This is a genomic window from Brevundimonas sp. RM1, from assembly GCF_052907225.1.
Genome location: NZ_JBRERY010000002.1, coordinates 219,683 through 241,178 on the forward strand (window position 1 = coordinate 219,683; position 21,496 = coordinate 241,178).

The following is a 21,496-nucleotide window of genomic DNA, read 5'->3' on the forward strand; positions in this document are numbered from 1 at the left end:
CCTCGAACTCTGCAGGATCAGAAGCTCTGAACGATCAGGGCGATCGCCGCGACGGGCAGGGCGGCCAGCAGGAAGGCGTTGCCCAGGCTGTGAGCCAGACGGTCCATCAGATTGGTCTTGTGCATGGCTTGCATATCGGTCTCTCCATCAATGCACGTTTTTTGTGCGTATCTGTTGTGCCGCTGGATCATTGTTGCGAGATGTTTCTCTCGTTTGAACGGTGCGGCCGTCCGTCCTTGAAAATGAAGATAGGTCGTGCGCCGACGAAAGCCAACTTACATATCGTTTAACGATGTTACCATTTCGCAATGGACCGGACGGGACTAAGGTCGCGCCATGAATCTCAAGCTGATCAAGGGGATGCGGCTCGTCGCCGCCACCCACAATCCGGGCAAGGCGCGCGAGATCGAAGCGCTGCTGGATGGACATTACACGATCGTCACCGCCGGAGAGCTGAATCTGCCCGAGCCGGACGAGACGGAGAGCACCTTCGTCGGCAACGCCATGCTGAAGGCGCGTCACGCGGCCCAGGCCTCGGGCGAGGTCGCCCTGGCTGACGATTCCGGCCTGTCGGTTGCGGCCCTGGACGGGGCGCCGGGCATCTATTCCGCGCGCTGGGCCGGGCCGACCAAGGATTTCGCACTGGCCATGAAGAAGGTCGAGCAGCGGCTGGAGGAGATCGGCTCGACGGACCGCCGCGCCTGGTTCACCTCGGCCCTGGCCGTGGCCTGGCCCGACGGCCCCTGCGTGGTGGTCGAGGGGCGGATCGACGGCGAACTGGTCTTTCCGCCGCGCGGCGACCGGGGCTTCGGCTATGATCCGATCTTCCGGCCGGAAGGCTCGGAACTGACGTTCGGCGAGATGGACCCGGTCGAGAAGGACGCCCTCAGCCACCGCGCGCGCGCCTTCGCCCGCCTCAAGGCGGCGCTGATTGACTGAGACGCCCGCCGCACGAGCCGGGGCCCTGCGCCAAGGCGGCGATAGCGGCGAGCATCCATCTGTCCCTCAAGCAGCCGCCCTCCGCGAGGGCGGCGATAGGGACGAAAAAGACTCCATCGCCCTCTACGTCCACTGGCCCTACTGCGCGCGGATCTGTCCCTATTGCGACTTCAACGTGGTGCGCGACCGGGGGCGGACGCAGGAGCAGGCGGAGCTGGCGCAGGCCATCCTGAACGACCTGGAGGCGCAGGCCGCCCTGGTCGGGCCGCGCGCCCTGGCCTCGATCTTTTTCGGCGGGGGCACGCCGTCCTTGATGCCGCCCGACGCCGTGGCGGCGGTGGTCGAGCGGGCCAGGGCGTTGTTCCCCCCTTCTGGCGATATTGAGATCAGCCTGGAGGCCAATCCCACCGACGCCGAGGCCGGGCGCTACGCCGCCCTGGCCCAGGCCGGGATCAACCGTCTGTCGATGGGGGTGCAGTCGTTCGACGACGCAGCCCTGAAGTTCCTGGGCCGCGACCATTCGGCCGCCGAGGCGCGCCGCGCCATCGCCCTGGCGGGCCGCGCCTTTCCGCGCCTGTCGATCGATCTGATCTACGCCCGGCCGGGCCAGGGCGTCGCGAACTGGACCGCCGAGCTGACCACGGCGCTCGATCTGGGGTTCGAGCACGTCTCGCCCTATCAGCTGACCATCGAGGGGACGACGGCCTTCGGCCGGGCCGTGGCGCGCGGCGCCTGGGCGCCGCCGGACGAGGATCTGGCCGCCGCCCTCTATGAAGCCACGCAGGCGACGCTCGAGGCGGCGGGGTTCGAGGCCTATGAGGTGTCCAACCACGCTCGCGACGTGGCCGCCCGCTCCAGCCACAACCTGCATGTCTGGCGCGGCGGGGACTATCTGGGCCTGGGGCCGGGAGCGCATGGGCGGATGACGCTGGCTGAAGGGCGGGTCGCCACCGTGGCCGCGCGCCGCATCGGCGACTATGTCGCGGGCGTCGCCGCCGGATCGCCCTGGGCCGAGCGCGAAGTTCTGGAGCCGCAGGACGCTGACGAGGAACGCGTGCTGCTGGGCCTGCGCACGGTCGAGGGCGTGTCCTTGGCCCTGTTGCAGCGGCTGGCGCTGTCGGCGGACGAGGGTCGGCTGGCCGATCTGCTGGCCGACGGATTCCTGAGTCTGAAAGACGGCCGCATCGCCGCCACGGCGACCGGCCGCCCCTTGCTGGACGCCGTGCTGAAGAGCCTGCTGGTCTAGACGATCAGACGGTCGCCGCCGCTTCTTCGATCAGGTCGCAGATTTCGGACGGATGCGACGCCAGGGAGGCGTGGCTGGCGTCCAGGGTGATGACCTTGCGGGCGTTCAACCGCGCCGACATCCGCTGCTGATTGGTCGGGGCGATCATGTGGTCCTGGCTCGAGACCTGATACCAGCTCGGCTTGCTGCGCCAGGCGGGCGCCGTGACCGCGTCGCCGAAGGCGGCGGCCAGGGGCGCCTTCTGCGTCACCGCCATGACCAGGGCTTCGTCCGCCGTCAGATCCTGGCAGAAGCTCTCATGGAACTTGTCGGCCTTCACCCACAGATAGCCGTCGCTGTCGGGGGCCAGGTTGGGGGCGGCGACCGGGGGATCCTGCTGGGTGATGGCGCCGGGGCTTTCGCCTGCGTCGGGCGCGAAGGCGGCGACGAAGACCAGGGCCGCCACGTTCGGCAGGTCGCCGACCTCGGACAGCACCGCCCCGCCGTAGGAATGGCCGACCAGGATGACCGGCCCTTCCTGCTGGCGCACCATCTTGCGCACCCGCTCCGCGTCGTCGGCGAGAGAGGTCAGCGGCATCTCGACCGCGTGCAGAGAGGTGTAGCCGCGCTTGGCCAGTTCGGTGATGACCTTGCCCCAGTGGGCGGCGCCGCCCCAGAAGCCGTGAACGAGGACGATGGAGGCGGACTTCGACATGGGCGGATTCCGTTCTGGACGACAGAAGGGTCGATGCGGATCGCAGTGCGCGAACCGGCGGCGGCGTTCCCTGACTCTGGCGGCTTTCACGACACCGTGACGCCCACTAGGATGGAGCCATGTCCGACGCCTCCCTGTTTCCGCCGACTGCCCCGCCCGCGCGCCCCGTTTCGCCGGGTCTCTATCTGGTGGCGACGCCGATCGGGAATCTACGCGACATGACGCTGAGGGCGCTGGACGTGCTGGCGGCGGCCGATCTGGTGCTGGCGGAAGACACGCGGGTCACGGCCAAGCTGCTGACCGTCTATGGTTTGAAGGCGAAGCTGGAGCGGTGCGACGACCACGCCTCGAACCGCGCCGCGGAGATCGCCGTCGAGCGGCTGAAGGCGGGCGAGGTGGTGGCCCTGGTGTCGGACGCGGGCACGCCCCTGGTGTCCGATCCCGGCTATGTGGTGGCGCGGGCGGCCGTGGCCGAGGGGCTGCCGGTTCATCCCGTGCCGGGTCCGTCCAGCCTGCTGGCCGCTCTGTGCATCGCCGGCCTGCCCGCCGACCGGGTGCTGTTCGCAGGCTTCCTGCCGCCCAAGTCGGCGGCGCGCCGCACGGCGCTGGAAGAGCTGCGCCCCGGCCGTCAGACCCTGGTCTTCTTCGAGAGCGGGCCGCGTCTGCGCGACAGCCTCGCCGACATGGCCGAGGTGCTGGGCGCCCGTCCGGCCGCCGTCGCCCGCGAACTGACCAAGCTCTATGAGGAATGCGTGCGCGGCGATCTGGCTGAACTCGCCGTCGACCCGCGCCTGGACGCGCCCAAGGGGGAGATCGTGGTGGTGGTCGGCCCCGGCGAGGCCGAGGTCGCCAGCGCCGCCGACGCCGACGCCGCCCTGGCCGAGGCCCTGACCCGCCTGCCGCCCGGCGAGGCGGCTGCCGAAGTGTCCAAGGCGTTGAACCTGCCGCGCAAGCCGCTCTACAAGCGCGCGCTGGAGTTGAAGGGGCGGTGAGCCTCGCGCCGCGCCCGCATCCGCCGCCGAAGACGCCCAAGGCGGGCTGGCGCCAGGCGTTAGGCGGACGGTCGCACCGTCAGGGGCACGACGCCGAGTGGATCGCCGCCCTGTGGCTGATGCTCAAGGGCTATCAGGTTCTGGCCTTCCGCCTGAAGGGCCGGGGCGGAGAGATCGACATCCTGGCCCGGCGCGGGCGCGTCCTGGCCGCCGTCGAGGTCAAGCGCCGCGCGACGCTGGAGGCCGCGACCCTGGCCCTGGGCCCGGAGCAGCACCAGCGCCTGATCCGCGCGGCCGAGGCGGCGGCGCGCGGGCGACCGGCCCTGTCGGGGCTGGAGCTGAGAATCGACATGGTGGCGCTGGCCCCCGGACGCTTTCCGCGTCATCTTCGCGGCGTGATCTCCACGGGAGCGGACCGGCGTTGACGCGCGAGGAAGCAGAGGCGGTGCTGGCCCAGGCGGGACAGGGGGCTGACGAGGCCTTCCCCCTGCTGGATTGCGCCATCGCCTGCGCCATCCACGACTATCCGTTCCGCGACGCCGACGGCGTGCGGATTCTGGCCGACCACGCGGCCCAGCGGCTCAAGGAGCGGGCCGCCAACGAAAGCCCCGACGACGCCCTGACCGAGGCCCTGGCGGGCGACCTGCGGCTGAACGGCGACCTGCTGAACTACGATCATCCGGCCAACACCGACGTGATCGACGTGGCCGAGCGTCGGCGCGGGCTGTCGGCGGTGCTGGTCATCTTCTATCTGGACGCCGCGCGGCGGGCCGGGCTGACGGCGGCGCCGGTCGATTTTCCCGGCCACGTCCTGCTGCGGGTCGAGACGCCCGAAGGGCCGGTGGCGCTGGACCCGTTTAGCCAGGGGCGGCTGGTCCTGCCGTCGGAGCTGACGCGCCGCGCCCTGCTGGCGGGGCTGACTCCGCATGTGGCCGACCGTCTGGACCTGCTCATGGCGCCGGTCAGCGAGCGCCAGGCTCTGATCCGTCTGCAGAATATCCTGTTCACCCGCGCCCTTCAGGCTCGCGACTATGAAGGCGCCGAACGCTCGGCCCTGCGTCGCGCCCTGCTGGATCCCGAGGATCACCGCCCCTGGCTGGACGTGGCCGCCGCCCGCGAGAAGCAGGGCGCGCTGACCGGGGCCATGCAGGCCTTGTCGCGCGCCCGCAGCCTGGGCGAGCCGATCGCCGCTTGCGACGCGCGGTTGGACCGGGTGCGGATGCGGTTGAACTGAAGCGCGGCCTTGCGGCGCGCAGCCTCGCGCCTCAAGTAGGCACTGACGGCGCTTCGGCGCTCAAGCAGCGCGCGCGCCCAGAGCGAGCGTTAGCGCCACTAAAAACCAGCTCAAGCAGCGAGCGCCCGCGGCGCGAGCGATAGCGCCACAAAGAAGGACACCCCATGCTCAAGGTCGCCATCCAGATGGACCCGCTCGAGGCGGTCAACGTCGAGTCGGACACCACCTTCCTGATGGCCCTGACCGGGCAGGCGCGCGGCCACAAGCTGTGGGTCTATGACTTTCGCACCCTGGCGCTGGAGGACGGCCGCCTGTTTTGCCGCGCCCGTCCGGTGACGGTGCGGCGCGAGCAGGGAAACCACGCCGACTTCGGCCCCGAGCAGCGGCTGGACCTGGCCGAGGACGTCGACGTCATCCTGATGCGTCAGGATCCGCCGTTCGACATGGCCTATGTCACCGCCACCTATCTGCTGGAGCGGGTGCATCCCAAGACCCTGGTGGTCAATGATCCGGCCGAGGTGCGCTCAGCGCCCGAGAAGCTGATCGCCACCCTCTTCCCCGGCCTCCAGCCGCCGACCCTGGTGTCGTCCGACCCCGAGGCCCTGGTCGACTTCCACCGCCGTCATGGCGATGTGGTGCTCAAGCCCCTGCACGGCGCGGCCGGGTCGGGCGTGGTGCGGCTGAAGGCGGATGATCCGAACCTGGAGGCCTTGATCGAGATCCACGCCGCCGGGTCGCGCGATCCGCTGGTGATCCAGAAATTCATCCCGGCCGTCTCGGCGGGCGACAAGCGCATCATCCTGATCGACGGCGAGCCGGTCGGCGCCATCAACCGCATTCCGGCCAAGGACCAGGTGCGCTCCAACCTGCGCGTCGGCGGCACGGCGGCGCCCGTCGAGCTGACGCCGCGCGACCGGGAGATCTGCGCCGCCATCGGCTCCTATCTGAAGGAGCGCGGCCTGATCTTCGTCGGCATCGACGTGATCGGCGACTATCTGACCGAGATCAACGTCACCTCCCCCACCGGCGCCCAGCAGTTGCTGAACTTCGCCGGCGTCGATGCGACCGAGCGCATGTGGGAGGTCATCGAGCAAAGGAAACGCGCGGCCGCCTGACGCCGCGCTTCACGGGAGGGAACCTTAATGACTGCACTGAACAAGGCCGGGGCGCTGGTCGTCCTGGCGCTGGCGATCGCCTGCCCGGCGGGCGCCCAGGAGGCATCGCCGAATGCGGAGCCGAAACGCCCGTCGCTAGAGGTGCTGGAGCGGATCATCGAGACCCGCACGCCGCAGACCCGGATCGAGACGCCGGACCATGACCGTATCAGCGCCCGGCGCATCGATATCGTCGACGCCGACGGGACCATCCGCATGACCCTGTCGGGCGCGACCCCGCCGCCGATCATCGACGGCGTTCAATATAAGCGCGCCTTCAACGTTGCCGGTCTGATCCTCTACGACGACAAGGGCAGCGAGCGCGGCGGCTTCGGCACGGCCGACGTCGAGGGCGGCATGGCCGTGCTGGCGCTGGATCATCCGGCGATGGACGCCGTCGGCTGGCGGGTGTCGCCAGACGGATCGGTCAGCTTCGTCTTCAACCAGGCGCCGCCGCTGGTGCGCGAGCCGGGGTTGGGCGGGGCGCTGGTTCCCGGCGTGCAGACGCCGACGCGGATGCGCCTGTCGCTGGCCGCCGACGGGACGCCCGCCGTCGCCCTGTCGGACAGGAACGACAAGCCGCGCCTGCGCCTGACCGTGACCGAGGAAGGCTTCGGCGCCATCCAGTTCCTGAACGCCGAGGGGCAGGTGGTCCACACCATCGCGCCGGAGGCCGATCTGCCGACGAACTGAACGAACAATGCTCTTGCAGTGTTGATTGGTTCGTGATTTGTTCTCTTGGCTGCGGGAGGGAACGGCATGGTCGCGCGGGTGGTGACGGTGGCTTTCGACGGCGTCGACGCGCGCCGGGTCGATGTCGAAGTGCAGCAGGTCGGTTCGCCCGCCGGGGCCTTCGCCATCGTCGGCCTGCCGGACAAGGCGGTGGCCGAAAGCCGCGAACGGGTGCGCGGCGCCTTTGCGGGCATCGGCCTGGCGCTGCCGGCCAAGAAGGTGATCGCCAACCTGGCCCCCGCCGATCTGCCCAAGGAAGGCAGTCATTTCGATCTGCCCATCGCCCTGGCCCTGCTGGCCTCCATGGGGGTGATCGGGCCGGACGTTCTGGACGGCTGGGCGGCGGTAGGCGAACTGGGTCTGGACGGTCAGATCGCTGCGGTGGGCGGAACCCTGCCTGCGGCGATGGCGGTGAACGCCATGGGGCTGGGTCTCATCTGTCCCGAGGCCAACGGGCCGGAGGCGGCCTGGGCGGGCGAGGCGCGGCTGCTGGCGCCGCGCTCCTTGATCGGCCTGATCAACCACTTTCGCGGAACCCAGGTGCTGCGCCCGCCTCAACCGGGGCCGGTGCTGGAGGGGCGCGCCGTGCCCGACCTGCGCGAGGTCAAGGGGCAGGAGGGCGCCAAGCGGGCGCTGGAGATCGCCGCCGCCGGGGGCCACAATCTGTTGTTCGTCGGCCCGCCGGGGTCGGGCAAGTCGATGATGGCGGCGCGTCTGCCGGGCTTGCTGCCGCCGTTGACGCCGATGGAGCGGCTGGAGACGTCGATGGTTTGGTCGGTGGCGGGCCTGATCGAACGCGGAGGCCTGACGCGCGAACGGCCGTTCAGAGCGCCGCATCATTCGGCGTCGATGGCGGCCCTGACGGGCGGCGGGCTGAAGGCCAAGCCGGGCGAGGCCTCGCTGGCGCACAACGGCGTGCTGTTCCTTGATGAACTGCCCGAGTACTCGCCCCAGGCGCTGGACAGCCTGCGCCAGCCGCTGGAGACGGGCGAGATCGTGGTGGCGCGGGCCAACGCCCATGTCCGCTATCCGGCGCGGTTCCAACTGGTGGCGGCGATGAACCCCTGTCGCTGCGGCGTGGGCGGGCCGGGGCGCGGCGCCTGCGGCAAGGCTCCGCGCTGCCAGAAGGATTATCAGAACCGCATCTCCGGCCCGATGTTCGACCGCATCGACCTGACGGTGGAGACCCCGGCGGTGACGGCGGCCGACATGATCCTGCCCGCTCCGGTCGAAGGCACGGCCGAGGCCGCCGCCCGCGTCGCCGCCGCCATGCAGATGCAGGAGGCCCGCATGGTCGAGGCGGGGCTGACGGGAATGCAAGCGCTCAACGCCAGGGCCTCGGGCGAGGCGCTGGAACGGTTCGCCGCCCCGGATCAGGCGGGGCGCGCGCTGTTGATGAAGGCGGGCGAGGCCGGCGGGCTGACCGCGCGCGGCTGGACCCGCACCCTGCGTCTGGCGCGCACCATCGCCGATCTGGACGGCGCGGACGGCGTGCTGCGCCGCCATGTGGCCGAGGCGCTGATGTATCGACGCAGCACGGTCGGCGCCCATGAGGACTTCGACCGCCAGGCCAGTCGCCGCGCGTTGTTTCCCGTGCAGGAAGGCGGGGCGGGACAAACGCCGTTCGTCTGGAATTAACCCCTCGGCCCTAGCGTGGCCTTATGGGACAGACCCGTCGCAAGCCGTCGCCGCAGAGCGACCTTTTCCCTGCCGCGCCCGAAGTGGGGCAGGCTGCGACGTCGACGCCTGAAGACGGCGCCTCGCCCGAGCACCAGTTCCTGCGGCTGATGAGCCATGAGATGCGCACGCCCCTGAACGGGGTGATCGGCATGCTGGGCCTGTTGTCGCGCACCCGTCTGGACGGCGCCCAGCGCGCCTATGCGGAGGCCGCGCAGAAGTCGGCCGAGCATCTGTTGGGCCTGGTCAACGACCTGCTGGACTACGCCCGGCTGGAGGCTGAGGCGCTGGAGTTCGATCCGGCGCCGGTCGAGCTGGAGGGCTTGGTGCGCGGCGTGGCCGAATTGCTGAGCCCCCGCGCGCACGACAAGGGGCTGGAGATCGTTTGGTCGGTGGCCGCCGACGCCCCGGACGTCGTCGCCGACGAGGGCCGCTTGCGGCAGATTCTGTTCAACCTGGCGGGCAATGCGGTGAAGTTCACCGACCGAGGCGGGGTGCGCCTGGCGGTTGAGGCGGTCGGCGAACGCATGGAAGGGGCGCCTGTGCGCCTGGCCTTCATCGTCGACGACACCGGCCCCGGCGTGCCCGAAGCGGCGCGCGGCCGCATCTTTGAAGAATTCGGTCACGCCGATGTCTCGGACGCCGCCCGGTTCGACGGGGCGGGTCTGGGTCTGGCGGTGGTGCGGCGGCTGGCCCGCGCCATGGACGGCGACGCCGTGGTCGAGGACCGGCCGGACGGTCCCGGCGCCCGGTTTCGCTTTGAAGCCGAGTTTCCCGTCGCGGCCGACGCCGAGGCGCGCACGCGCCTGCTGGACGGGCTGGTCGTGGCGGTCCGTTCGCCGAACCCCTTCGTGCGCCGGGCGGCGACCGATCAGATCGAGGCCTCGGGCGGCCGGGTGGCGCGCCAGGCCGGGGTGACCCTGATCGATCATGCAGGCGCCGAAGGCGGAGCCCTGGCTGTTCGACCGGGCCAGGGTCAGGCCATCATCCTGCTGCGCCCATCCGAACGCGACCTGATCAGCCGCTATCGGGCGGCGGGCTTCTGCGGCTATCTGATCAAGCCCTTGCGCCGCGAGTCTCTGGCCGAGCGCGTCAGGGCGGCCGCCGCGCCGCGCCGGGGTCTGCCCACGCCGCCGGTCCGATCCGGCGACGACGATCGCGTGGCCCATGTGGCCTTCAAGGGCGTGCGGGTGCTGCTGGTCGAGGACAATCCGGTCGGCGCTCTTTTGGCCAAGACCCTGCTGCGGCGCGAGGGCTGCGTGGTCCAGACCGCCGCTGACGGCCAGGAGGCGCTGGACGCCCTGAAGGCGGCGCGCTTCGATCTGGTGTTTATGGACATGCGGATGCCGCGCCTGGACGGACCGAGCGCGGCGCGGGCGCTGCGGGCGCGCGGGGATCAGACGCCGATCATCGCCCTGACCGCCAACGCCTTCGCCGAGGATCGCGTCGCCTGTCTCGAGGCGGGAATGGACGATCATCTGGCCAAGCCGTTGGAGGCGGACGCCCTGCGCGTCGTCCTGGCCCGCTGGACGAACGCCGCCAACCGCGCCAAGGTCGCCGTTTCCTGATCTGCCAGTAGTCCGTCGTCCGTATCGCCCGGCGGCGCCCCGCCGGAGCCACGCATGACCGATTCCAAGACGCCCGCTTCCGAGGTCGCGGCGCTGCAGCCGTCGCCCAAAGGGCTGGGCGTGCTCAAGGCGGCGTTCCGCGAGCGGCGCACCCTGGCCATGTTGCTGCTCGGCTTCTCGGCCGGTCTGCCCTTCGCCATGCTGTTCGGCACTCTGAACGCCTGGCTGTCCGACGCGGGCGTATCGGTGGCGACGATCGGCGTCCTGTCGTGGGTCGGGCTGTTCGGGGCCTTCAAATTCCTGTGGTCGCCCGCGGTCGGACTGACGCCGCCGGTGATCGGCCGGATGGGCCGACGTCGGTCGTGGCTGATCCTGTGCCAGATCGTGCTGGCGGGCGCGCTTTTGACCATCTCCCTGTCGCATCCGGGAACGGGGGCCATCGTGGTGCTGGCGGGCGCCGCGGCCCTGGGCGCCTTCGCCTCGGCGACCCAGGACATCGTCATCGACACCTGGCGGATCGAGGTGGCGGACGAGCGGACCCCGGTGGACCTGCTGTCGACGGTCTATCAGCTGGGCTTCCGCACGGCGGCCCTGGTCGGCGGGGCGGGCGCCCTGGTTCTGGCCGATCAACTGGGCTGGTCGACGACCTTCGTCATCGGCGCGGGACTGATGGGTCTGGGCGTTCTGGGCACGCTGATCGCACCCGAGCCCAAGGCGGCGCCGCGCGCCGCCATCGCCCGCGAACGCATCGGCTCGCCGCGTCTGCGGATGACCGCCCTGGTCGTCACCCTGGCCGCCTGGGCCTGGGCGGCCTTCATGCTGGTGCGCTTCATGGTCACGGCTCTGACCGTCAAGCCTGCGCCCAGCGCCGGAGAGTTCACCGCCGTCTGGGGACCGTGGATCGTCGGCATGGCGGTGATCCTGCCCGCCGTGCTGGCCGGGATCATCGTCTGGCGCGGGGGCAAGGCGGGGGCGGCGTCCGAGGCCGATCAGGGGCCGGCGCTCGCCAACACCCTGTATGACGCCATCCTGGCGCCGCTGGTCGAGCTGATGGGACGCCTGGGCTGGGGCGCGGTGATCGTGCTGGGGCTGATCCTGACCTACCGCATCACGGACGGCGTCTGGGGCCCGTTCGCCTTCCCCTTCTACATGGGGGACACGGGCGGGGCGCTGGGCCACACCAAGACCGAGATCGCCCTGGCGTCCAAGACCTTCGGCGTGGTCATGACCATCGTCGGCATCGCCCTGGGCGGATGGGCGCTGCTGGTCATCGGCCGGATGGCCAGCCTTCTGCTGGGCGCGGCCCTGTCGGCCGCGACCAATCTGCTGATGATGGACCTAGCTCTGGGGGCGCCGGTGATCGGCGCCTTCATGAGCGCGACCGGCCTCTACAAGCTGTTCGGCGCCTTCGGCGTGGGCGAGCCCCTGGCGCGGCTGATGTTGGCCATCGCGGGCGAGAACATCGCCGGCGGCTTCGCGGGCGCGGCCTTCGTCGCCTATCTGTCGGCCCTGTCGAACAAGATGTTCGGGGCGGTGCAGTTCGCCGTCTTCACCTCCTTGGCCCTGCTGATCGGCACCCTGGGGCGCGGGGCCCTGGGCGAACTGATCGAACGCCAGGGTTATGCCGCCATGTTCGTCATCGCCGCCTGGCTGGGCGTGGTGGCGGTGGTCTTCTGTGCGATGGAATGGGGCCGCCAGACGATGGAGCGCCGCCGTCTCAACCTCGACGCCTAGGGGCGGAAACGCAAAGAGGCGGCCTTCAGGCCGCCTCTCGAGGTCGTCGTGATCAAGCGGAGGATCAGTCCTCGACTTCCACGCCCTCGGCGTAGGCGGCGAAGGTGGCGGCGGTGATGATCTCGCCGACCGAGGCGCCCAGGGGCACGATCTGCACCGACTTCTCCAGGCCGACCAGCAGGGGGCCGATCACCGTGGCGCCGCCCAGAGACTGGACCAGGCGGGTCGAGATGGCCGCCGAATGGATGGCCGGCATGACCAGGACGTTGGCGTCGCCGGTCAGGCGCATGAAGGGATAGTTGGCGCGGGCTTCGGAATTCAGCGCCAGAGCCGGCGGCATCTCGCCCTCGTACTCGAAGTCGACGTCCATCGAGTCCAGGATGCGGATGGCCTCGCGCACCTTCTCGCCGCGATCGCCGGGCGGGTCGCCGAAGGTCGAGTAGCTGAGGAAGGCCACGCGCGCTTTGCGGCCGAGCTTCTTGACCGTGGCGGCGGCCTTGACCGCGATCTCAGCCAATTCGGCGGCGTTGGGCAGTTCGTGGATCGAGGTGTCGGCCACGAACAGGGTGCGGCCCTTGGCCAGCAGGATCGACAGGCCGATCATCCGGTCCGTGACGTCCAGGACGCGGCGGACCTCCTTCAGGGCCATGTTGAAGTTGCGGGTCACGCCGGTGACCATGCAGTCCGCCTCGCCGCGCGCGACCATGGCGGCGGCGAAGTAGTTGCGGTCCTGGTTGATCATGCGCTGGACGTCGCGGCGCAGATAGCCGCGACGCTGCAGGCGGGCGTACAGCCAGTCGACGTATTCGGCGTTTCGATCCGACACGCGGGCGTTCATGATCTGAATGCCCAATTCGTCGAAGTTCAGACCGGCTTCGGCGGCGTTGTGGCGGATCAACTCCTCGCGGCCGACCAGGATCGGCGTGCCCAGATCCGCCTGCTTGAAGGCCCATGCGGCGCGGATGACGACCTGTTCCTCGCCCTCGGCGAAGACGACGCGCTGCTTCGGACCCGAGCGCACGCTGGCCTGGATCTTCTGCATCAGGGCGGCGGACGGATCGACCCGCTGGCGCAGGGCGATGCGATAGGCCTCCATGTCCTTGATCGGCTTGCGCGCCACGCCGGTGTCCATCGCCGTCTGGGCGATGAAGGGCGGGATGTACCAGATCAGGCGCGGGTCGAACGGGGTGGGGATGATGTATTCAGGGCCGAACTTCAGCTTGCGGCCGCGATAGGCGGCGGCGACTTCGTCCGGCACGTCTTCGCGGGCCAGCGCCGCCAGGGCGTGGGCGCAGGCGATCTTCATCTCGTGGTTGATCTGACGCGCGCGCACGTCCAGCGCGCCGCGGAACAGATAGGGGAAGGCCAGGACGTTGTTGACCTGGTTCACATAGTCCGAGCGGCCGGTGGCGATGATGGCGTCCGAGCGCACCGACTTGACGTCTTCCGGCGTGATCTCGGGGTCCGGGTTGGCCATGGCGAAGATGATCGGATTGGGCGCCATGGAGGCGACCATCTCCTTGGAGATCGCGCCCTTGGCCGACAGGCCCAGCACCACGTCGGCGCCGACCATGGCCTCGGCCAGGGTGCGCAGCGGCGTGTCGGTGGCGTGCGCCGCCTGCCATTGGGAGACGTTGTCGCGGCCCTTGTAGATCACGCCCTGACGGTCGCAGATGACGGTGTTCTCGGCCTTGACGCCGGCGGCCTTCATCAGGGCGATGGACGACAGGCCCGCTGCGCCGGCGCCCGACAGGACGACCTTGAGGTCTTCCAGCTTCTTGCCGACGATATGGGCGGCGTTGATCAGGCCGGCGGTCGAGATGATGGCGGTGCCGTGCTGGTCGTCGTGGAAGACGGGGATGTCCAGCAGATCCTGCAACTGGGCTTCGATCTCGAAGCATTCGGGGGACTTGATGTCCTCCAGGTTGATGCCGCCCCAGGTGTCGCCGATGTTCTTAACCACGGTGACGAATTCATCCGGATCGGTGGTCTTCACCTCGACGTCGAAGCTGTCGACGTCGGCGAAGCGCTTGAACAGCACCGACTTGCCTTCCATCACCGGCTTGGACGCCATGTGGCCCAGGTTGCCCAGGCCCAGGATGGCGGTGCCGTTCGAGATGACGGCGACCATGTTGCCCTTGGCGGTGTAGTCGTAGGCCTTGTCCGCATCGGCGGCGATGGCCAGGACCGGCACGGCCACGCCCGGCGAATAGGCCAGCGACAGGTCGCGCTGGGTCGCCATCGGCTTGGTCGGGGCCATGGAGATCTTGCCCGGCGTCGGATCGCTGTGGAACTCCAGAGCGTCGTCGTCGGAGAAGGTCTGTTTATCGGTCAATTCGGGCATTTCGATCTCGGGAAGGGGCAGGCGCATTTCGTTCCTAGATCGTGGGATGGGCGGGGACAACCGCTGACGCTGGGTCAAGGCCGATTGCGTGGTTTCTCCGTCACGCGGCAGGCAGGAAGCCGGTCCCTTCGACCTCGACCGGGCCGGTCATGAAAACGTGGCCGGACGCCTCGTCCCAGTCGATGGTCAGTTCGCCGCCGTCGACCGTCACGGCGGCCTTTCGGTCGGTCAGGCCGCGCCGCGCCGAGGCGACCAGGGCCGCGCAGGCGCCGGTGCCGCAGGCCAGGGTCAGGCCCGCTCCGCGTTCCCACACCCGCAACCGAATGTGATCGCGGGCCAGCACGTCAGCGAAGCCGACGTTGACCCCCTCGGGGAACAGGGGGTGGTGCTCGACCAGGGAGCCGGAGCCGCGCACGAAGGCGTCGTCCAGCCGGTCGGTGAAGAAGACGACGTGGGGATTGCCCATCGACACCGCGCCCGGCGTGTGCAGCACGGGGGCGTCGATCGGTCCGACCTGAAGCTCGATGCCGCGCGTGTCCATGTCTTCCGACAGCGGCACCTGGGACCAGTCGAGGCGCGGCGCGCCCATGTCCACGGTGACTTGATGGGTCGCGGCCGTCGATCCTTCGGGGTCTCCAGAGCCGACGCGGCCCGCCGCCCGGCGCGCCGTGGTCGGTCCGCCCAGGGTGTCGATGACCACCTCTTCCTTGTCGGTCGCCTGCAGCAGCAGCCAGCCGACGCAGCGCAGGGCGTTGCCGCAGGTCTCGACCATGGAGCCGTCGGCGTTCCAGACCCGCATGAAGGCGTCGGCCGTCTCGGACGGCTCGACGCCGATCAACTGGTCGAAACCGCCCAGACCCGTCGCCGGATCGGCCAGGGCGCGCACCTGATCCTCGGTCGGGTGGAAGGGTTCTTCGAAGGCCTGGACGACGATGAAGGCGTTTCCGGCGCCGTTCATGCGGATGTAGGGTCGGGCGGGCTGGCTCATGATCGCCTTCATATAGGATTTTTCGCCGGTTCATGTATCGGTGGCGGCGATGACGTCTGACCAGAGCCAAACCGCCAAATCCGACGGGCTGCGGCTGAGGGCGCGCCTGCGCTACCTCTATCACGGCTCCCAGCCGGCGGCGGTGAAGTTCCGCCTAATGGTCATCGTCATCGACCTGGCCATCATCGGCTTCTTCCTGGCCACGCCGATCCTGAAGGAGGCGGGCTGGGCCTTCTATGTCTTGGACTATCTGATCGCCGCCGTTCTGGGGCTGGATCTGGCGGCGCGGGCCTATGCCTATTCCGACATCCGGTCGTGGTTGAAGCGGCCGATCGTCTGGGTCGATCTGTTCGTTCTGGCGACGCTGTTGTTCCCGGCCTGGTTGGCCAATCTGGGCTTCCTGCGGCTGCTGCGGTTCTGGAGCCTGCTGAACAGCGACCTGTTCTGGCGCACCATCGGCCGCCGCTTCGACGACACGCGGGTCGAGGAGGTCACACGGGCCCTGACCGCCCTGGTCACCTTCGTCTTCGTCGTGACCGGCTTCGTCTACGCCTATTTCAGGGGCAAGGCCGAGCACATCAACGGCTATCTGGACGCCCTCTATTTCACCGTCGCCACCCTGACGACGACGGGCTTTGGGGACATCACCCTGCCGGGCAATTGGGGGCGGGTCATCTCCATCGTCGTCATGCTGGTGGGCATCACCCTGTTCATCCGCCTGGCCCAGACCCTGATCCGGCCGCACAAGGTCAAGTTCCCCTGCCCCACCTGCGGGCTTCAGAAGCACGATCCCGACGCCGTTCACTGCAAGGCCTGCGGCCAGATTTTGTGCATCCCCGACGACGGCGACTGAGGCGCGCCCTGCGGCGAAAGATTACAAGTCTGTAAGATTACAGACGCTTGCCCCCCGCCCTCGCCCTCGCCAAGGTGCCGCGCGAAAACATTCGTCCGTTGGGGGACACATAATGACCATCCGCTCGCTGGCGTCCGTCGCCGCCCTTCTTCTCGTCGCCGGAGCCGCACCCGTCGCCATGGCCCAAGCCACAGTTTCCGCAAGCGCCGCCTCGACGGCTCCGGGCTTCGCCGCCAGCGACGCGACCGACCCCTACATCTGGCTGGAGGAGGTCGAGGGCGAACGCGCCATGGCGTGGGTCAAGGCGCACAACGAGACCTCTTTGGGCGTGCTGCAGGGCGATCCGCGCTATGAGGGCCTGCACCAGCAGGCGCTGGACCTGGTGCAGTCGCGCGACCGCATCCCCTCGCCGGGCTTCACCCATGACGGCCATGTCGACAACTTCTGGCAGGACGCTGAGCATGTGCGCGGCATCTGGCGCCGCACGACGCTGGACTCCTACCGCACCGACGCGCCGCAGTGGGAGACCATCCTGGACATCGACGCCTTGTCGGCGGCCGAGGGCGCTAACTGGGTCTATAAAGGCGCGTCCTGCCTGCCGCCGGACGAGCGTTACTGCCTGATCTCCCTGTCGAACGGCGGCAAGGACGCGGTGACGGTCCGCGAGTTCGACAGCGTCACGAAAACCTTTGTGGAGGGCGGCATCAGCCTGCCGGAATCCAAGGGCGGCGCCAGCTGGATCGACAGGGACACCCTGCTGATCTCGCGCGACTTCGGCGAGGGCTCGCTAACGGACTCGGGCTATCCGCGCACGGTGCGTCTGATGAAGCGCGGCCAGAGCGTCGATCAGGCGGTCGAAGTTTTCGCCGGTCAGCAGACCGACGTCTCGGTTTCGGGCTACACCCTGCGCGACGCCGACGGCGTGGTGCAGGCGGTGCTGCTGAACCGGGGGATCAACTTCTATGAGAGCGAGACCTGGCGTCTGAACGCCGACGGCTCGACGACCAGGCTGGAACTGCCGCTCAAGTCCAACATCAACGCCCTGGTCGCCGGCCAGCTGGTGGTGACGACGGACCAGGACTGGACCGCGCCCTCGGGCCAGGACTTCAAGACCGGCGATGTCATCGCCTGGAACCTGCAGGCCTGGCTGGCCGATCCCAAGACCCCGGCGCAACTGGTGATCCGTCCCGGCGAGCGCGAGGCGATCGAGGGCGTCAACGCCACCCGCAACAAGCTGGTCGTCGCCCTGTACGAGAACGTGCGCGGCTCGGTCTACGTCTATGACCCGGCCGACTGGAGCCGCACGCGCCTGGACCTGCCGCAGAACGTTTCGGTCGGCGTCGGCTCGGCGTCGGAGCGCGACGACAAGATCTTCGTCAGCGTCACCGGCTATCTGAACCCGTCCAGCCTGTATCTGGCCGATGCGGCGACCGGCGCGGTCGCCCTGACCAAGGCCCTGCCGGACAAGTTCGACGCCAGCGGCATGCGCGTCGATCAGTTCGAGGCGCGCAGCGCAGACGGGACGATGATCCCCTATTTCGTCGTCCACAAGGACGCCATGGCGTTGGACGGCTCGAACCCGACGCTGCTGTACGGCTACGGCGGCTTCCAGTCGTCGTTGCTGCCCGGCTATTCGCCGACGGTCGGCAAGCTGTGGCTGGAGCGCGGCGGCGTCTATGTGATCGCCAACACCCGCGGCGGCGGCGAGTTCGGCCCGAAGTGGCACCAGGCGGCCCAGCAGGAGAACCGCCAGCGCGCGCACGAGGACTTCCAGGCCGTGGCTCAGGATCTGATCACGCGCGGCGTCACCTCTCAGCCGCACCTCGGGATCATGGGCGGCTCGCAGGGCGGCCTCTTCATGGGCGCCATGCTGACCCAGCGCCCGGACCTGATCAACGCGGCGGTCATCCAGGTGCCCCTGTTCGACATGCTGCGCTTCCACAAGCTGCTGGCCGGCGCCTCGTGGATCGGCGAATACGGCAACCCGGACATCCCGGAGCAGCGCGCCTGGATCGAGCAGTATTCGCCCTATCAGAAGCTGTCGGCGGGCCAGCCCTATCCGGAAGTCTTCATCCACACCTCGACCAAGGACGACCGCGTCCACCCCGGCCACGCCCGCAAGGCGGCGGCGCGGATGGAGGCGTTGGGCTATCCGGTGCTCTTCTATGAAAACGTCGACGGCGGCCACGCGGCCGGCGCCAACCTGCGCGAGACGGCCCGCCGCATTGCGCTGGAATACACCTATTTGACCCGTCGGCTGATGGATCAGCCGGCCCAGCGGTAACCGACGGAGCCCGAGATCATGATGAAGTCCCTGTTGCTGTCCGTCGCCCTGCCCGCCCTGATGCTGGCCGCCGCACCCGCTCTAGCTGAGAGCGTCGCGCCCGATCCCGCCGCCGCGTCCGCGACCAATCCGCCGCCGCACTTCCCGCGCGACCTGTCGCCCGAGGGGGTCAAGGCCGCCGACGACCATCTGGCGCTGGAAGAGGTGGACGGCGCCGAGGCCCGCGCCTTCGTCGCCGCCTCGAACGAAAAGGCCCTGGCGGCCCTGACCGGCGACCGCCGCTATGAGCCGTTCCGTCAGCAGGCCGAGGCCATCCTGACCGCGACCGACCGCATCCCCGGCGTCAGCTTCCTGGGCGAAGGCCTGGGGAATTTCTGGCAGGATGCGGCCAATCCCAAGGGCGTCTGGCGCCGCACGACGCTGGCGAGCTATCGCACGGCCCAGCCGCAGTGGGAGACGCTGCTGGACATCGACGCCCTGGCCAAGGCCGAGGGCAAGGACTGGGTGTTCAAGGGCGCCAACTGCCTGGCGCCGGACGAGACTCGCTGCCTGATCAACCTGTCGGACGGCGGCAAGGACGCCGTGACGGTGCGCGAGTTCGACCTGACGACCAAGCGGTTCGTGGACGGCGGCTTCGTCATCCTCGAGGGCAAGCACCGCATCAGCTGGCTGGACCGCGACACCCTGTTGATCGCCACCGACTTCGGTCCCGGCAGCCTGACGGAGTCGGGCTATCCCTTCATCGTCAAATCTCTGACGCGCGGCCATCCGCTGGCCCACGCGACCGAGGTCTATCGCGGCCAGCAGGGCGACGGCGGCTACGGCGTCTCTCCCATGGTGTTCCGCGACAAGGCGGGCGCGGTCGAGGCCGTGCTGTTCAGCCGCCCGCTGGACACCTTCCGGTCGGAAATCTGGGCTTTGGGCTCCGACGGCAAGCCCTACAGGCTCAACCTGCCAGAGCGCGTGGCGGTTCAGGGCGTGCTGGGCGACAAGCTGATCTTCTCGCCCGAACAGGCGTGGAGCTTCGACGGTCAGGATTATGCCGCCGGGTCTCTGGTCGCCATGCCGATGGGCGTGCTGGGCGACGTGCGCCAGAGCATCCGCATCGACGCGAAGACGGCGACCATCTTCGCCCCGGGCGCGCGTCAGTCCCTGCAGAACGTCAGCGTATTCGAGGACAGCATCGTCGCCGTCATCGCCGACAATGTCGTAGGCACGCTGAAGCGTTTCGTTCCGACGGCTGACGGCTGGACCGCGACTGACATCGCAGTGCCCGCCAACAGCGCCGTGGGCCTGGGCGACAGTTCCAAGGCCAAGGGCCAGGTCTTCGTCTCGACGCAAGGCTTCCTGACGCCGCCGACCCTCAGCCTGGCCGATGTCGCCACCGGCGTCCTGAGCGAGCTGAAATCGGCCCCGGCCAAGTTCGACGCCTCGACCCATGTGGTCGAGCAGTTCGAGGCGACCTCGACCGACGGGACGAAGATTCCCTATTTCGTCACCCGGCCCAAGAATCTGGCGATGGACGGGACCGGCCCGACCATCCTGTTCGGCTATGGCGGCTTCCAGGCCAGCTTCCCGCCCGCCTACAAGCCCGAGATGGGCAAGCTGTGGCTCGAGAACGGCGGCGTCTTCGTCCAGGCCAACATCCGCGGCGGCGGCGAGTTCGGGCCCGGCTGGCACCAGGCGGCCCTGCGCGAGAACCGCCAGCGCGCCTTCGACGACTTCGCCGCCGTCGCCCGCGATCTGGAGCAGCGGCGCATCACCAGCCCGCGCCATCTGGGCATCTACGGCCGCTCGAACGGCGGGGTGCTGACCTCGGTGTCCATCACCCAGCATCCGGAGCTGTTCAATGCGGCGGTCATCGAAAGCCCGCTGATCGACATGCTGCGCTATCAGGAGCTGCCGGCGGGCGCCTCGTGGATGGGCGAATACGGCGATCCGCGCATTCCGGGCGACGCCGAATTCATCGCCCGCTACTCGGCTTATCAGCAGCTGCGGCCCGAGGTGAAGTATCCGCGCGTCTACATCACCACCAACACGCGCGATGACCGGGTGCACCCCGGCCACGCCCGCAAGTTCGCGGCGCGTCTGGGCGACCAGGGCCACGACCACCTCTATTTCGAGGACACGGCGGGCGGTCACTCCAACGACGCCGATCCGGTCGCCAACGCCCGACGCTGGGCGCGGCATTACGTTTATCTCAGCCAGCAACTGATGGACTGATTGTACCGCTCGTCGCGCCCGACGCGCCGCTCACGCATTTATGAGCGGCGTTATCGGGCCGAAGGGATAGGATCGCCGCCATGATGGCACGGGGCCTGTTCAGGTACGGGATGACGGCGGCGGTCGCGGGCGTGGGTCTGCTGGCCGTCGCCGCCGCGCCGTCGCGCGAGCGCGACGCCCCGGTCCAGCCGGTGGTGGTCGAACTGTTCACCGCCCAGGGCTGCTCGGGCTGTCCCGACGCCAACCGCACGGTCGAGACGGTGGCCCAGGATCCAGGCGTGATCGTCCTGACCTACGGCGTCGACTACTGGGACTATCTTGGCTGGTCCGACACCTTCGCCCGGCCCGAGTTCGCCGAGCGCCAGCGCGCCTATCGTCAAGCCTTGAAGTTGCGGAACGTCTCGACGCCGCAGGTGGTGATCGACGGACGTCGACATGTCTCGGGCGCGCGCTCACCGGAGCTGAAGGCGGCGGTCGAGGCCGAGGCGCAGGGCCGGGGCTGGCCGCCCGAGATCGAGTTCCGCGAAACCGGCGACCGGGTCGGCATCGGTTCGGGCCGCCCGCCGCGCGGCGGGGCTGAGGTCGTCGCCGTCGTCTATCGGCCGGGCCAACAGACGGTCGAGGTCAAGGGCGGCGACAACCGCGGCCGGGCCGTGACCCACGTCAATGTGGTGCGCGAGGTGCGCCGTCTGGGCGACTGGAACGGCCGGCCCGTGCTGTTCCCCCTGCCCCAGGACGCAGGGATCGATGAAGGGGTGGTGGTGCTGTTGCAGGCCAAGGACGATCGTCGCATCCTGTCGTCCGCTGCGCGTCCGGAAACGGGGCGCGATTGAA

Annotated in this window: 17 protein-coding genes; 14 read left to right on the top strand and 3 right to left on the bottom strand. The window is 69.3% G+C overall.

Features of this window, described 5'->3' with window-relative positions; genetic code table 11:
* Positions 1 to 336: 336 nt before the first annotated feature.
* A complete protein-coding gene (gene rdgB / locus ACU5AP_RS03045; RefSeq protein WP_128719172.1) occupies positions 337 to 939 on the top strand; it encodes an RdgB/HAM1 family non-canonical purine NTP pyrophosphatase in 603 nt (200 codons plus the stop codon).
* 115 nt (positions 940 to 1,054) lie between these two features.
* Positions 1,055 to 2,185: a radical SAM family heme chaperone HemW gene (gene hemW / locus ACU5AP_RS03050; RefSeq protein WP_128720684.1), complete on the top strand. Its 1,131-nt coding sequence runs from the start codon at positions 1,055 to 1,057 to the stop codon at positions 2,183 to 2,185.
* Positions 2,186 to 2,189: 4 nt separating this feature from the next.
* On the opposite strand, the gene ACU5AP_RS03055 is transcribed toward hemW, so the two are convergent.
* Entirely contained in the window at positions 2,190 to 2,879 is a 690-nt protein-coding gene (locus ACU5AP_RS03055; RefSeq protein ID WP_446680768.1) for an alpha/beta hydrolase, read from the bottom strand.
* A 119-nt stretch (positions 2,880 to 2,998) separates the two neighbouring features.
* Between ACU5AP_RS03055 and rsmI the strand changes: the two genes are divergently transcribed.
* From rsmI to ACU5AP_RS03095, 8 genes are all read left to right on the top strand, one after another.
* Positions 2,999 to 3,871, top strand: a complete 873-nt coding sequence (gene rsmI, locus ACU5AP_RS03060) for a 16S rRNA (cytidine(1402)-2'-O)-methyltransferase (RefSeq protein WP_446680769.1) — start codon at positions 2,999 to 3,001, stop codon at positions 3,869 to 3,871.
* Positions 3,868 to 4,296: a YraN family protein gene (locus tag ACU5AP_RS03065; protein WP_313521373.1), complete on the top strand. Its 429-nt coding sequence runs from the start codon at positions 3,868 to 3,870 to the stop codon at positions 4,294 to 4,296. The genes rsmI and ACU5AP_RS03065 overlap by 4 nt, the downstream gene beginning before the upstream one ends.
* Complete coding sequence (locus ACU5AP_RS03070) at positions 4,293 to 5,105, top strand: SirB1 family protein (protein WP_128114741.1); 813 nt, start codon at positions 4,293 to 4,295, stop codon at positions 5,103 to 5,105. The genes ACU5AP_RS03065 and ACU5AP_RS03070 overlap by 4 nt, the downstream gene beginning before the upstream one ends.
* A gap of 164 nt (positions 5,106 to 5,269) precedes the next feature.
* Complete coding sequence (gene gshB, locus ACU5AP_RS03075) at positions 5,270 to 6,220, top strand: glutathione synthase (protein WP_446680770.1); 951 nt, start codon at positions 5,270 to 5,272, stop codon at positions 6,218 to 6,220.
* Between the two features lie 27 nt (positions 6,221 to 6,247).
* Positions 6,248 to 6,952, top strand: a complete 705-nt coding sequence (locus ACU5AP_RS03080) for a hypothetical protein (RefSeq protein ID WP_446680771.1) — start codon at positions 6,248 to 6,250, stop codon at positions 6,950 to 6,952.
* A 66-nt stretch (positions 6,953 to 7,018) separates the two neighbouring features.
* Positions 7,019 to 8,629 (top strand): YifB family Mg chelatase-like AAA ATPase, encoded by a 1,611-nt coding sequence (locus tag ACU5AP_RS03085; protein ID WP_446680772.1) that lies wholly within the window; start codon positions 7,019 to 7,021, stop codon positions 8,627 to 8,629.
* 23 nt (positions 8,630 to 8,652) lie between these two features.
* Entirely contained in the window at positions 8,653 to 10,236 is a 1,584-nt protein-coding gene (locus ACU5AP_RS03090; RefSeq protein WP_446680773.1) for a response regulator, read from the top strand.
* A 54-nt stretch (positions 10,237 to 10,290) separates the two neighbouring features.
* Positions 10,291 to 11,970 carry a muropeptide MFS transporter gene (locus ACU5AP_RS03095; protein ID WP_040346414.1) on the top strand — a complete coding sequence of 560 codons (1,680 nt, stop codon included), beginning with the start codon at positions 10,291 to 10,293 and terminating at the stop codon, positions 11,968 to 11,970.
* Positions 11,971 to 12,034: 64 nt separating this feature from the next.
* On the opposite strand, the gene ACU5AP_RS03100 is transcribed toward ACU5AP_RS03095, so the two are convergent.
* Together ACU5AP_RS03100 and dapF are read right to left on the bottom strand one after the other, a co-directional pair.
* Positions 12,035 to 14,314 carry an NADP-dependent malic enzyme gene (locus tag ACU5AP_RS03100; RefSeq protein ID WP_003166513.1) on the bottom strand — a complete coding sequence of 760 codons (2,280 nt, stop codon included), beginning with the start codon at positions 14,312 to 14,314 and terminating at the stop codon, positions 12,035 to 12,037.
* A 100-nt stretch (positions 14,315 to 14,414) separates the two neighbouring features.
* Positions 14,415 to 15,302: a diaminopimelate epimerase gene (dapF, locus tag ACU5AP_RS03105; protein WP_223850634.1), complete on the bottom strand. Its 888-nt coding sequence runs from the start codon at positions 15,300 to 15,302 to the stop codon at positions 14,415 to 14,417.
* 49 nt (positions 15,303 to 15,351) lie between these two features.
* Here dapF and ACU5AP_RS03110 point away from each other — a divergent pair, with 49 nt between their 5' ends.
* From ACU5AP_RS03110 to ACU5AP_RS03125, 4 genes are all read left to right on the top strand, one after another.
* Positions 15,352 to 16,155, top strand: a complete 804-nt coding sequence (locus ACU5AP_RS03110) for a potassium channel family protein (RefSeq protein WP_040346413.1) — start codon at positions 15,352 to 15,354, stop codon at positions 16,153 to 16,155.
* A gap of 112 nt (positions 16,156 to 16,267) precedes the next feature.
* The gene (locus ACU5AP_RS03115; RefSeq protein WP_128719165.1) at positions 16,268 to 18,439 is read left to right on the top strand and encodes a prolyl oligopeptidase family serine peptidase; all 2,172 of its coding nucleotides are present in this window, start codon (positions 16,268 to 16,270) and stop codon (positions 18,437 to 18,439) included.
* Positions 18,440 to 18,457: 18 nt separating this feature from the next.
* Positions 18,458 to 20,662, top strand: a complete 2,205-nt coding sequence (locus tag ACU5AP_RS03120) for a prolyl oligopeptidase family serine peptidase (RefSeq protein WP_128719164.1) — start codon at positions 18,458 to 18,460, stop codon at positions 20,660 to 20,662.
* 80 nt (positions 20,663 to 20,742) lie between these two features.
* A complete protein-coding gene (locus ACU5AP_RS03125) occupies positions 20,743 to 21,495 on the top strand; it encodes a DUF1223 domain-containing protein (protein WP_052748000.1) in 753 nt (250 codons plus the stop codon).
* The last annotated feature ends 1 nt before the right edge of the window (position 21,496 follow it).